The sequence below is a fragment of the Zobellia galactanivorans genome (assembly GCF_000973105.1).
Taxonomy (GTDB): domain Bacteria; phylum Bacteroidota; class Bacteroidia; order Flavobacteriales; family Flavobacteriaceae; genus Zobellia; species Zobellia galactanivorans.
Genome location: NC_015844.1, coordinates 1,617,493 through 1,630,367, shown reverse-complemented (window position 1 = coordinate 1,630,367; position 12,875 = coordinate 1,617,493). Strand labels below are relative to the sequence as shown.

Sequence of the window (12,875 nt, the reverse complement as noted above, 5' to 3'; positions counted from 1 at the left end):
TAAATGCTATCAGTACCCCTACAACTTGCGGGAAGCGCTTCGTTGCTTGCCATTGGCTTTGCCATTCTTTTCTTTTTTATCATTATCATATCGTTTATCAGACGGTACAAACGCTGTCCTTCCGACCGTATCCTTGTGGTTTACGGAAAGGTGGGAGAAGGTAGTTCTGCCAAGTGTATACACGGTGGTGCAGCCTTTATCTGGCCGGTTATCCAAGATTACGAATACTTGGACCTGACGCCTATTTCAATCGAGGTAAACCTGGTAAATGCCTTGAGTAAACAGAATATTAGGGTAAACGTACCTTCCCGTTTTACCATCGGTATCTCTACCGAACCCGGAATCATGCAAAATGCCGCCGAACGTCTTTTGGGTCAGGGTATGCAAGAAGTGCAAGACTTGGCCAAGGAAATTATTTTCGGTCAGTTGCGTTTGGTAGTGGCTTCAATGGATATTGAGGAAATTAACTCGGATAGGGATAAATTTTTGACGAATATCTCTCAGAGTGTAGAATCGGAATTAAAGAAAGTGGGACTAAAACTCATTAACGTAAACATTACGGATATTGTTGATGAGTCGGGCTATATAGAAGCACTGGGTAAAGAAGCTGCGGCACATGCCATTAACGCGGCAAGAAAATCCGTTGCGGAGAAAAACAGGGACGGTTCCATTGGTGAGGCCAATGCCGTTCAAGATGAGCGTACCCAAGTGGCCGCTGCCAATGCCCAGGCCGTTGAAGGGGAGAACATTGCGAAAATTAATGTGGCGAATTCTGATTCCTTGCGTCGTCAGCGCGAGGCCGAGGCCGAAAGAACTGCGATCGCAGCGGAGAAAGTACAGGCGGCAAAAGCTTTGGAAGAATCGTATGCTGCTGAAAAAGATGCGGAAATTGCAAGGGCCGAAAGGGTTCGTAGCTCACAAATGGCCGATATTGTAGTTCCTGCGGAAATCGATAAAAAGAAAGTAGAGATCGCTGCCGAAGCCGAAGCGGAAATGATCCGTAGAAGGGCAAGAGGTGAGGCCGATGCAATCCTTTTCAAGGCACAGGCCGAAGCGAAGGGTCTTTTTGAAATATTGACCAAACAGGCACAAGGTTTCGATGAAATCGTAAAAGCGGCAGGTAACAGTCCTAAAGACGCCGTACTGTTGTTAGTGGCCGATAAGCTTCCTGAACTGGTGAAAACCCAGGCCGAAGCTATCAAGAATATCAAAATAGATAAGGTGACCGTATGGGATTCTGGCGCCAAGACGGGTGATGGAAAAGGCTCTACCGCCAACTTCATCTCTGGAATGTACAAGTCCGTTCCACCTTTACAGGAAATGTTCAATATGGCCGGAATGCAATTGCCCGACTACTTGAAGGGTAAGGAAGTGGCCGAAGCCGCCAGGGCACAGGAAAACGAAGCGAACGAGATCGATAAGGAATCCGATAAGGAGTAACGCGATTCTAAATCATAAAGAACAAAAGCCCGTGGATTCATTTTCACGGGCTTTTTTATGGGCTTGGGTAGGATTGTTGGGGCGAATTTGGAATATCAATTTTAGAAAGGTTATTTTTGAACCGAGATTTCAATAAGACTATGAGCGAAACAAGACATAATTGGACGAAAGAAGAAATTCTTGATATATATAATAAACCTTTGATGGAACTGCTTTACGATGCGGCCACCATTCATAGAAAACATCACGACCCGAATACGGTTCAGGTTTCGACCCTACTTTCGATAAAGACCGGGGGCTGTCCCGAAGACTGCGGCTATTGTCCGCAAGCGGCCCGCTATCACACCGATATCGAGGGCAATGACCTGATGTCGGTTTCGCATGTAAAGGCGCAGGCGCTAAGGGCCAAGGCCTCGGGAAGTTCGCGTGTTTGTATGGGGGCGGCTTGGCGTAATGTAAAAGACGGACCCGAGTTCGATCAGGTCTTAGAAATGGTTCGCACCATCAACAAGCTTGATATGGAGGTTTGCTGTACCCTAGGTATGTTGACCGAAAACCAGGCACAACGTTTGGCCGAAGCAGGTTTGTACGCTTACAATCACAACCTGGATACTTCTGAAGATTATTATAAGGATGTAATCTCTACCCGTGCTTTTGAGGATCGCTTAGAGACCATAGATAACGTTCGTAAGAGCAATGTAACGGTTTGTAGCGGTGGTATCATCGGTATGGGCGAGGCTATTGAAGACCGCGCCGGAATGTTGGTGGCCTTGGCCAGTTTGAATCCCCAGCCCGAATCTGTTCCGATTAACGCTTTGGTGGCCGTAGAAGGTACTCCGATGGAGGATATGGAGCCCGTTTCTATTTGGGATATGATCCGTATGGTGGCCACTACCCGTATCGTTATGCCCGAAACACAGGTGCGTTTGTCCGCCGGCCGTACCGAAATGAGCAGGGAAGGGCAGGCTATGTGCTTCTTTGCGGGGGCCAATTCGATTTTTGCGGGAGACAAGTTGTTGACCACTCCGAATCCTGACGTAAACGAAGATATGGAGATGTTCAAAATGTTGGGTCTGAACCCCCAGAAGCCCTTTACCAAAGTTTCCCAACCCAAGACGGTGGAAGCTGCGGAATCAAAATTGAAGCCCTTGGGCGAGAAGCCCAAATGGAGCCGACCGGGGCATACCATAGAACGTAACGAAGAAGCCAAGGCAAAGAGCAAAGTGGTAGATTAGTCATTTAAATTAATTTTAATAAAATCTTTCCACAACGTTATTTAAATTTGCCGCTTAAACTGCAATAAAGATTCCATTGAAGTTAACTGCTGTTCCTAGGGTATCTACTATAACCAAGGAAGACTTTTTAGAGCATTATTTTAAGCCGCAGAAACCTGTGGTGATAGAGCGTGCGATAGAAAATTGGCCCGCTTTTGAAAAGTGGAACCTTGATTATATCCGTGAGGTCGCGGGAGACAAGGTCGTTCCCCTGTACGATGATCGGCCCGTAAGCCATAAAGATGGTTTTAACGAGCCCCACGCCCAAATGAAAATGTCGGAATACATAGATTTGCTAAAGGCAGAGCCTACCAAATACCGCATTTTTCTTTGGAATGTACTCAAGGAAGTGCCCCAGTTGCAAAAAGACTATCAATTTCCCGATTTCGGATTGAAATTAAAGAAAAAGTTACCGATGCTTTTTTTTGGAGGAAGGGAATCGTATACTTTCATGCATTACGATATTGATATGTCGAATATCTTTCATTTTCACTTTGAAGGAAAAAAGGAGTGTATCTTATTTGCACCATCCGAAACGAAATACCTCTATAAGGTTCCTAATTCGCTTATAGCGCACGAAAGCATAGACTTCTCCGATCCCGATTATGAAAAATGGCCGGCCTTGCGGAATGCCAGAGGTTTTAAGGCGGAACTCAATCACGGGGAGGTGCTCTATATGCCCGAAGGGTATTGGCATTATATGAAATATAAAACCCCAGGTTTTTCCATGAGCCTAAGATCTTGGCCAAAGAATCCTATAAATTTCGCCGAGGGGCTTTATAATGTTTTCGTAATGCGTAATTTTGACGTTTTAATGCGAAAGATACAAGGTCAGAAATGGATAGACGGTAAAAATAAAAGGGCGATTGAGCGAACCACCAAGTTAGCAGCTAAATAATTTTTTTGAATATCCTTTTCCTTAAAAAACACTTTAAATGAAATTCTACGTTTTATCCGTTTGCTTACTTCTTACGACTACTTTTGTTTCTGCACAGGCTTATGAAGGTAGAGATGATCAAAAGTTTCAGGTAGGTGCCAATTTGCAGAATAATGGTACCGGAATAATGGCGTCATATGACTTTGGTCTGGGCGAAAATATATCTATTGGCGCAACTTCGACCTATTTGTTGGGTATAGATGAAAGCGTTTCGGCCAGTACTTGGGACCGGTTTGATCTAAAGGCCCGCTTTAGTGCTCATTTGGGGAATATCATCGGCCTTAGCGATGAAGTCGATATATATCCGGGTTTGGATCTAGGACTTAAGAATTTCGGGTTTCACACAGGGGCGCGTTTCTTTTTCTCCGACGGACTGGGTATTTATACCGAAATCGGTTTCCCTATAGCAAAGTATAAAATAGAAGATTTGGAACCTGCCGAGAAATTACACAACCAGTTTATGGTGAATATCGGGGCAGTGTTCAATTTTTTATAGGAGGAATTTGTTGCTAGGGTACGAGCTCTTTTAGCTTTTCATAGACCAAGTGGCTTTCCCATCCTCTGTACAAGAGGTAGTCTGCCAATTTTTTCTTTCGTTTTTGCGGATTGCGTTCCGTAATCTGGGCCAATCTTTTCTCTGCTAGGGCGTCTAAGGTCTTTAGGTAGTCTTCAGGGTCTATTTCCTTAAGGGCCGTGGCAATGTTGTATTTTGAGATATTGCGTTGCTTCAGCTCGCTTACAATGCGGTTTCTGCCCCATTTCTTTATGGAAAACTTGCCTCGGGCAAAACTTTGGGCAAAGCGTTCTTCGTTCAAAAAATTTTCTTGGATCAAATGCACCACGATTTGGTCGATCGCTTCGGGAATCATGCGCATTTCACGAAGCTTTGCGACCACTTCCTTATGGCAACGGTCTTGATAGGCGCAGTAGCCTTCCAGTTTTCTTTTGGCTTCTTCTATGGAATAAGCGCGTTCCGTTTTCATGGGGGTATTGGGTTGGATTGAAGTGTTTCTTTATGCGAAAATACACTTTACGCACCAAACGGTTGGGGTGGTGATCGTAAAATAGTGGGCATAAAAAAAGCGACCATCGTAGTCGAAGGTCGCTTTTAAATTCTTAATATATGGTTTTACCGTCTTTATCCTTAAAGCGGTATTCAAGATACGTATACGCATCCCTAGGTTGAATTTTAATCCATTTTTTATGCTCTAAGAACCACTTAGAACGTATGGAAGGAAAACCTTTAGTAATATAGGCCGCGATAAACGGATGAATGTTAAGTGTAATTCCGTTATCTTTCTTGGGTCCTTTCAACAACTTTTCAAGGTCGGCGTTAATTTTGTCTATCAAGACAATTGGGGCTTCTATTTCTTTGCCCCCACCATTCGGATTCTCCTCGGTGGTCTTGATGTTCATTTCGGGCCGTACCCGTTGTCTGGTAATCTGTATAAGTCCGAATTTACTCGGAGGCAATATTTTGTGCTTGGCCCGGTCATCTTTCATCTCATCGCGAAGATGGTCAAAAAGTTTTCTACGGTGCGGCGCTTTTACCATGTCTATAAAATCGACTACGATAATTCCGCCCATATCGCGCAAGCGCAACTGTCTGGCTATTTCTGAAGCTGCCAAAAGGTTGACTTCCAAAGCTGTGTCTTCTTGATTCTTGGCCTTGTTCGAACGGTTACCGCTGTTTACGTCTATAACGTGCAATGCTTCGGTATGTTCTATAATGAGGTACGCGCCCTTGCTCATGCTGGCGGTACGGCCAAAAGAAGTTTTTATCTGCCGCTCGATCCCGTATTTTTCAAAAATAGGAACGGTCGAGTTATACAGTTTTACTATAGATTCCTTTCCAGGTGCAATCTCTAGCACATAATCTTTGATCTGCTCGTAAAGGGTTTCGTCATCTACGTGTATTCCTGTAAAGGAATCATTAAAAACATCCCTAAGGATGGAAGATGCCCTATTGAGCTCGACCAACACCTTTGAAGGTGCTTGTGCCTTGTACAATTTTTTACACATTGTCGACCATTTGGCCAACAAGTTTTCTAGGTCTTTGTCTAATTCCGCTACTTTTTTGCCTTCGGCCACTGTTCTGATAATGACACCGAAACCTTTAGGTTTTATACTTCTTACGAGTCTTTTTAACCTGTCTTTTTCTTCGTTGCTTCCAATTTTTTGGGATACGGAAACGCGATCAGAAAAGGGTACCATCACCAAATAACGCCCCGCAATGGAAAGTTCGGAGCTAATTCTGGGTCCTTTGGTAGAAATGGGTTCTTTAACGATTTGAACCAGTAATGATTGATTTGCTTTAATGACGTCTGTAATAACGCCATTTTTGTCAATGTCTTTTTCGAATGGAAAGTTGGCAAGTGAGTAATCCTTGATTTTGTTGGTACTCACGCCCTTGATGAATTTAAGCATAGTGGCCAATTGTGGCCCGAGGTCATGATAGTGCAAAAAGGCATCTTTTTCATAACCTACGTTTACAAAGGCAGCGTTCAAACCGGTTACCGGCTTGCGTACCTTTGCCAAGAATATGTCACCAACAGAAAAATTGTTGTTGTCTTCTTCTTTATGCAATTCAGTGAGCTTTCCATCTTTTAACAGGGCAAAATCGACGGCATCGGAACTAGATCTTACGATTAATTCTCTATTCACCTGAATGTATTTGTATTCGTTCGGCCCCTATATAAAAATAGATATATAGTGTGAACGAATAGATTAAACAATGCTTGAAACGGACTATAAAATCCGCCGAAATTTTCTTAAATCTCTATGTCAATGAACGTATGTGATGAAAAAACAAGCAAAGGGGCTGAAAATTTTTTCAACCCCTGGCAATTATTTTTTCTTGTGTCGGTTAGCTCTCCTACGCTTCTTGCGTTTATGGGTAGCCACCTTATGTCTTTTTCTTTTTTTACCGCTCGGCATAAAATTCTACTTTTAGTTAGTATATTTATTTAACTTGTACGTTGCTTTTGACACCTTCTACAAAGACCTTAGCGGGCTTAAATGCAGGAATATTGTGTGCCGGTATTTTAATGGTGGTGTTCTTGCTGATGTTTCTTCCGGTCTTCTCAGCTCTTGTTTTAATGATAAAACTGCCAAAACCACGAAGGTAAACATTATCTCCACCTTCCAAAGAAGATTTTACCTCTTCCATAAAACTCTCAACTGTGGCCTGTACATCTCCTTTTTCAATTCCCAGCTTGTCTGAGATTTTCGATACAATTTCTGCTTTCGTCATCTTTCGTGTTAAATTTTCAGTATAATTTTTTTGGGATGCAAATATATAAATTAAAATTAATCTTTCCTGCTAAAGACTTAATTTTAAGTCGTTCACCGTTTCTTTTTATTTCTGGCGCCTTCTTGGCAATACATATCGATCGCGAAACCATTAGTTTTGTGGTTTAACCTTAGGGCATAATGAACTTTTCAGAGGAAATTCTCAAGTGGTACCAAGTTAATAAAAGGAGCCTGCCTTGGCGTGGTTCTACGGATCCCTACAAGATTTGGTTGTCAGAGGTCATATTACAACAAACTCGGGTGGTACAGGGTATTCCCTACTACCTTAAATTTGTTGAGACCTACCCGAAAGTAGATGATTTGGCCCGTGCTTCGGAGGCTGAAGTCTTGAAGCTTTGGCAAGGTTTGGGCTACTATTCAAGGGCTAGAAACTTGCATGCCGCGGCCAAGATGGTGAGTGAACAATATGGGGGTGTTTTCCCTGAAACCTATGGCGGATTACTTGGGTTAAAAGGGGTGGGCGACTATACGGCAAGCGCTATTGCAAGCATTTGTTTCAATGTGCCCGAACCCGTTGTAGATGGTAATGTTTATCGGGTATTGGCGCGTTACTTCGGAGTCGATTTGGCCATCAATAGTACCGAAGGTGTTAAATATTTCAAAAAATTGGCGAGAGAGGTGATGGATGTGGGCCAAATTAGGGATTATAATCAGGGTATCATGGAATTTGGGGCCATTCAATGTGTGCCTAAAAGTCCTGATTGTGAGGTGTGTCCGTTGAATGAAAGTTGTGTGGCGCTTCAAATGAAGCGCGTGGGCGATCTTCCGTTAAAATTAAAAAAGACCAAGGTCAGGTCGAGGTATTTTAATTACATTGTTTTTGTTTCCGAAGATGGTCGAACGGTGCTTGAACAGCGCAAAGGGAAGGGAATCTGGGAAAATTTATGGCAATTCCCGCTTATAGAATCCCCCGAAAAACTTTCGCCATCCCATTTTCAACGGTATTTTGAGGGGATGAACCATAAGGTAGACCCGGTTTCCATAGACCTTTTCAATCCAGAGGCCATTGTTCATAAATTGTCGCACCAGCATTTGTATACCAGCTTTTGGGTGGTACGTACAAAGGAACTTCCTAAGAATGGAATTTCGTTCGAAGAAGCCGACACATACCCCGTACCCGTGTTAATTGCAGACTTTTTAAGAAGCTTTAAAAAATCGTATTTTTGAAAGGGTCCTTTGTTGTGAATTTCTTTTGGGGCAGGGTTATCCCGTAAATTTTAGGCTCCCATAGGAAACACTTGGTAGCGAAGGCCAAAAAACGAGTATATTTGTAGATTCAAATTGCAAAAAAGGAAGATTATGAGTGGTACGTTGAATAAAGTTATGTTGATTGGGCATTTGGGCGATGAGGTTAAAATGCACTATTTTGAAGGAGGAGGATGCATTGGCCGCTTTCCTATTGCCACCAATGAAACCTATACCAATAAGCAGACCGGAGAACGCGTAACCAATACGGATTGGCATAATGTCGTGGTCAGGAATAAAGCTGCCGAAATATGTGAAAAGTACCTGAGCAAGGGTGATAAGGTGTATGTTGAAGGTCGCCTTAAAAATAGGCAGTGGCAAGGTGAAGATGGCAATACACGCTATAGTACCGAGGTTCACGTACAAGATTTTACATTTCTTTCTACCAAAAAAGAAAGTATGGCAAATCAGCAATCGGGAGGGCAACAAGCTCGCCAAAATACCGTTTCAAATACATCGAGTGCCCCTAAAGAGGCTCCGTTAGTTAGACCAGAAGAAGACGATGATCTTCCATTCTAAATAAAAATGAGTAATTTTAGTAAACAAGAGGTATAGCCAAACATTATGATACGATTGTTTTCAGACCGATTTAGTGTTAAGAAGTATCGCAACTTTACTTGCTCTTTTGAAAAGGGGTGTGGATCAAAGTGTTGTTCACGAACCTCCGTTTATTATTAAATTACTGACCGTTGGACCCTGACCCCCTTAGTTTACAGCCTTACTTTATCAATTTCGGAAGTGCTTTTGCACTGGAAATTACTATTCTAATACTCCTACTGATATGCTCGGCCCTTATTTCGGGTGCTGAAGTGGCCTTTTTTGGCCTTTCGCCGACCGATGTAAACGAGATTGCGGAAAAGAAAAGTGTGCGGGGCAATATTATAGCCAAGCTCTTGGAAAGGCCCAAAAAGCTTTTGGCTACCATTCTTATCGCTAACAATGCGATCAATATTGGGGTGGTACTGCTGTTCAGTACCATTGGCAACAGCCTTTTTGCCAATATAGAACTTGAATGGCTCAGGTTTTTATTGGAAGTTGTAGTCGCTACTTTTCTTATATTGATGTTCGGTGAAATCTTGCCTAAGGTGTATGCCAATCGAAACCGGGTGCTCTTTGCACATTTGATGGCCTATCCGTTGAAAATGCTCGATTTCCTGTTTTCGCCGTTGAGCCTACCTATGAGGGCCGGTACCCTATTTCTCTACGATAAGTTGGGAAAACAAAAATCCAATCTTAGTGTAGACCACCTTTCACAGGCGTTGGAGCTTACCGTAGATGGCGATACCACTAAGGAGGAACAGAAGATCCTACAAGGAATTGTTACTTTTGGCAATACCGATACCAAACAGGTGATGCGCCCGCGTATAGATATTTTTGCGGTTAGTGAGGATATGAAGTTTATAGAGGTCTTGGCCGAGATCAAAAAGCATGGATATTCGCGTATTCCCGTCTTTTCCGAAAACATGGACAATGTATTGGGGGTGCTCTACGTTAAAGACCTGTTGCCCTATATCGATAGAAAGACATTCAATTGGATGTCGCTTATTCGGGAACCTTATTTTGTGCCCGAGAACAAAAAGCTTGACGATCTTTTACTTGAATTTCAAGAGAAGAAAAACCACCTGGCCGTCGTGGTCGATGAATATGGAGGTACTTCGGGGATCGTAACCTTGGAGGATATTATTGAGGAAATAGTAGGTGACATCAGTGATGAGTTCGATGATGAGGACTTGGTGTTTTCAAAATTGGATGATTTTAATTTTGTTTTTGATGGAAAGACGGCATTGAAAGATTTTTACCGTGTGACCAAAATTGAAAACGAGAACGAATTTGAAGAGCAAAAAGGAGAGTCGGAGACCATTGCCGGTTTCGTACTCGAAATAGCGGGAAGCTTCCCTAAGCGGGGAGAAACCGTGGTGTTTAAAGACTATCGATTTGTTGTGGAGAGTTTAGACAAGAAAAGACTGAAACAGATAAAAATTACCTTGCCCCAAAATGTTGAAATGTAGCCCATTGCTTTTTATTGTTTTTTTAATGGCCATCGGCTGTAAGGAAGATGTGTTGCCCAAGCCCAAGGCGCAATTGCGTTTGGAGTACGAGGCACCGAAGTTAGGCGAGCTGCAAACCGACCATTTCGAGTTTACGTACAACACCAAGGCCAAGATCAAGACACGTACCGAAACCGCGTTGACCCTTGAATATCCTGAAATGAAGGGTGAAATCTATATCAACTATAAAAAGGTGGATGGCAATATCGATAAATTGCTTTCAGATGCCCAAAAGTTGAGTTATGAACACTCGGTAAAAGCCGACGGAATCACGGAACAGCCTTTTGTAAACGATGAAAAAAAGGTATACGGAATGTATTATCAAGTCAGTGGGAATGCCGCTTCGCAGGCGCAGTTTTACGCCACTGATAGCACCGATAACTTTGTGATGGGTTCTTTGTATTTCTATACAAAACCCAACTACGATTCCATTTATCCGGCAGCGGCCTATCTTCAGAACGACATTCGCGGTATCATGGAAACCCTTAAATGGAAGGAATAAGGGGGTAAAATTTAAAATAAAAAGATATTTCTTATTCTATGCCTAAGGTAGTTTTTGCTTGGGCGATACTCAAATCTATCTCTTCGTCGAGCAAGGCAACTTTCTTTTCCTCTTCCAATAGCCATTTTTTCTTTTGTGCGCTTAGCTTTTTGCCTTTGAACATTTCGTCGGCCGTAAAACGCTTACCGAAATTCTCCATCCAGGTCATCATGGATTTATTGGCATTTTTAAGGTCGGCTATCGCGTTCTCGTATTTCATTTTTTCGTAAGAGGCATTGGCCTTGGTCTGTAATTTGCTTATGAGTTTAGAGACCATGGGCATTTTGTCCATGACCCTGTCGTGCGATTCCATAACCTCTTCCATTTTAGTGGGTTCGGCAGCGTCATTTTGTGCACTAACGCTAGGTGTACCCAAAACCAAAACAGTGGTAAGTAGTAAGAATAAGTTTTTCATAGCCATATAACCGTTGTAATTAAGCAAGGTAAAAATACGGTTTCGGTAGAGCCAAGGCCCTGTTTGTCCGTTAACGCTATGTTTTTTCGTTGTACGGTAGCTTTTGCCCTACTTTTTTAATAATTCTTCGGCATTTTTGATGCTTCCGTTTATCTGGTCGCGCACTTTTTCAATGTTCGTTTCTTCCTCGTCCAACCAGGCTTGCTTTTCTTTTGATAGCGCTGCTCCGTTCAAGATTTCATCTGAGGTAAATCTAGAGCCAAAATTCTGCATCCAGTCCATCATAGATTTGTGGGCCGCTTGAAGGTCTTTACGGGCTTTTTTGTATTCGAGGCCTATTTCGGTGCTGTCTTCCTTGCTGCTCAACTCGCCAACTAATTTGCCTATTTTTCCCATTTCGGGCATTACTTCATCGTGAATGGCCATCACGGTTTTCATTTGGTTGCTTTCTTCTTTTGACTTACATGAAACCGTAATTACGGTACATGCTATGACCAATGCCATTATTATTTTTTTCATTGTTAGTTCTTTTTTGCAAATATAATACTCCTGCGATGGTTAAGGTGTGTCTGTGGCCCGAATTGATCTTTTTGTTAGGGGTATATCTAATTTTTTTGAATAAAAAGGCATGTAGATACGGGGCTAAATTCGAAAGCTTCTCAATAAAAAATCGCACTTTTGTGGCTTATTTCCAATGACGGGATATAATACGGCAAGACCTTGAGCGATTACAACAAAAAGTGGCTATACTTGATTCTTTTATCGTTGGTCTGGGGCTCTTCCTTTATTTTGATAAAGAAGGCCTTGGTTGGGCTTACGCCTATGCAATTGGGAGGTCTGCGCATTGTATTTGCCTCCTTGGTCCTTTTTTTGGTGGGTTTTAAATCGGTACGTTCCTTAAATCTAAAAGATTGGAAATGGATAACCTGGGCCGGTTTGTTAAGTTCTTTTTTTCCTCCTTTTTTATTCGCCTTGGCGCAAACCCAGATCGATAGTGGGGTGACTTCTATTTTTAATTCGGTAGTACCCTTGTTGACCACTATCGTTGGGGTGCTTCTTTTTGGCGCAATTATTACCAAACGACAGGTGCTTGGCGTGTTCATTGGTTTGGGCGGAACGATAGCCCTGATCGTTGCCGGAATGGACTTTAATCCGGATCAGAATTATTGGTATGCCATATTTATATTGTTATCGGCCTTGGGCTATGCCTTGAACATCAATATTGTTAAGAAGCATTTGTCTCACTTGAGTCCTTTGGCGGTTACCACATCTAGTTTTGCCATTGCGTTTCTACCTGCCTTGGCCTTGGTCGTTTATTCCGGTTTTTTTAATGAGGTCCAAGGAAACCCGAGTATGCAGACTTCCTTGTGGTATCTGTTGGCCTTGGCCATCATAGGGACGTCGATAGCCAATATCTTTTTTAATAAGTTGATATACTTGTCCAGTCCGGTTTTTGCGGCTTCCGTAACTTATACCATTCCTTTGGTGGCCATTTCTTGGGCCGTGCTGGATGGAGAGTCTTTAAACGCTTACCAGCTTATTGGAGGGGTAATTATCTTGTTGGGGGTATGGATGGTCAATAGACGAAAGAAGTAGTCGAGTCCTGATTTTCCTTGTTTCAGTATGCTCTCTCTTGTTTAGGCGGGCTTTTTGCTCTACTCCG

The 12,875-nt window shown here is 42.7% G+C and carries 14 protein-coding genes; 9 read left to right on the top strand and 5 right to left on the bottom strand.

All coding sequences use genetic code 11. The features are described from left to right. The first annotated feature begins 3 nt into the window (after positions 1-3). The 4 genes from ZOBGAL_RS06550 (at position 4) to ZOBGAL_RS06535 (ending at position 4,147) form a co-directional block, all read left to right on the top strand. A complete protein-coding gene (locus ZOBGAL_RS06550; protein ID WP_013992745.1) occupies positions 4-1,440 on the top strand; it encodes a flotillin family protein in 1,437 nt (478 codons plus the stop codon). A 140-nt stretch (positions 1,441-1,580) separates the two neighbouring features. Next, positions 1,581-2,675, top strand: coding sequence for a biotin synthase BioB (bioB, locus tag ZOBGAL_RS06545; protein WP_013992744.1), 1,095 nt, complete (start codon positions 1,581-1,583; stop codon positions 2,673-2,675). 70 nt (positions 2,676-2,745) lie between these two features. Beyond that, a complete protein-coding gene (locus tag ZOBGAL_RS06540; protein ID WP_046287380.1) occupies positions 2,746-3,612 on the top strand; it encodes a cupin-like domain-containing protein in 867 nt (288 codons plus the stop codon). Positions 3,613-3,649: 37 nt separating this feature from the next. Next, entirely contained in the window at positions 3,650-4,147 is a 498-nt protein-coding gene (locus ZOBGAL_RS06535) for a DUF6646 family protein (RefSeq protein WP_013992742.1), read from the top strand. 13 nt (positions 4,148-4,160) lie between these two features. Here ZOBGAL_RS06535 and ZOBGAL_RS06530 read toward each other — a convergent pair whose 3' ends face one another. The 3 genes from ZOBGAL_RS06530 to ZOBGAL_RS06515 all read right to left on the bottom strand — a co-directional run bounded on the left by ZOBGAL_RS06530 (position 4,161) and on the right by ZOBGAL_RS06515 (position 6,904). Beyond that, entirely contained in the window at positions 4,161-4,634 is a 474-nt protein-coding gene (locus ZOBGAL_RS06530; RefSeq protein WP_013992741.1) for a regulatory protein RecX, read from the bottom strand. Between the two features lie 133 nt (positions 4,635-4,767). Beyond that, positions 4,768-6,315 (bottom strand): Rne/Rng family ribonuclease, encoded by a 1,548-nt coding sequence (locus ZOBGAL_RS06525; protein WP_013992740.1) that lies wholly within the window; start codon positions 6,313-6,315, stop codon positions 4,768-4,770. A 298-nt stretch (positions 6,316-6,613) separates the two neighbouring features. Continuing rightward, positions 6,614-6,904 carry an HU family DNA-binding protein gene (locus tag ZOBGAL_RS06515; protein WP_013992739.1) on the bottom strand — a complete coding sequence of 97 codons (291 nt, stop codon included), beginning with the start codon at positions 6,902-6,904 and terminating at the stop codon, positions 6,614-6,616. A 179-nt stretch (positions 6,905-7,083) separates the two neighbouring features. On the opposite strand from ZOBGAL_RS06515, the gene mutY reads away from it, so the two are divergent. The 4 genes from mutY (at position 7,084) to gldD (ending at position 10,758) form a co-directional block, all read left to right on the top strand. Then, the gene (mutY, locus tag ZOBGAL_RS06510) at positions 7,084-8,130 is read left to right on the top strand and encodes an A/G-specific adenine glycosylase (protein ID WP_013992737.1); all 1,047 of its coding nucleotides are present in this window, start codon (positions 7,084-7,086) and stop codon (positions 8,128-8,130) included. Between the two features lie 132 nt (positions 8,131-8,262). Beyond that, complete coding sequence (locus ZOBGAL_RS06505) at positions 8,263-8,727, top strand: single-stranded DNA-binding protein (protein ID WP_013992736.1); 465 nt, start codon at positions 8,263-8,265, stop codon at positions 8,725-8,727. A gap of 170 nt (positions 8,728-8,897) precedes the next feature. Continuing rightward, positions 8,898-10,217 carry a gliding motility-associated protein GldE gene (locus ZOBGAL_RS06500; RefSeq protein ID WP_013992735.1) on the top strand — a complete coding sequence of 440 codons (1,320 nt, stop codon included), beginning with the start codon at positions 8,898-8,900 and terminating at the stop codon, positions 10,215-10,217. Next, positions 10,204-10,758, top strand: a complete 555-nt coding sequence (gene gldD / locus ZOBGAL_RS06495) for a gliding motility lipoprotein GldD (protein WP_013992734.1) — start codon at positions 10,204-10,206, stop codon at positions 10,756-10,758. The genes ZOBGAL_RS06500 and gldD overlap by 14 nt, the downstream gene beginning before the upstream one ends. A 31-nt stretch (positions 10,759-10,789) precedes the next feature. Here gldD and ZOBGAL_RS06490 read toward each other — a convergent pair whose 3' ends face one another. Both ZOBGAL_RS06490 and ZOBGAL_RS06485 read right to left on the bottom strand, forming a co-directional pair. After that, entirely contained in the window at positions 10,790-11,212 is a 423-nt protein-coding gene (locus tag ZOBGAL_RS06490; protein ID WP_046287800.1) for a hypothetical protein, read from the bottom strand. Between the two features lie 108 nt (positions 11,213-11,320). Beyond that, entirely contained in the window at positions 11,321-11,731 is a 411-nt protein-coding gene (locus ZOBGAL_RS06485) for a hypothetical protein (RefSeq protein WP_013992732.1), read from the bottom strand. A gap of 231 nt (positions 11,732-11,962) precedes the next feature. Here ZOBGAL_RS06485 and ZOBGAL_RS06480 point away from each other — a divergent pair, with 231 nt between their 5' ends. After that, positions 11,963-12,808, top strand: coding sequence for a DMT family transporter (locus tag ZOBGAL_RS06480; RefSeq protein WP_231854803.1), 846 nt, complete (start codon positions 11,963-11,965; stop codon positions 12,806-12,808). The last annotated feature ends 67 nt before the right edge of the window (positions 12,809-12,875 follow it).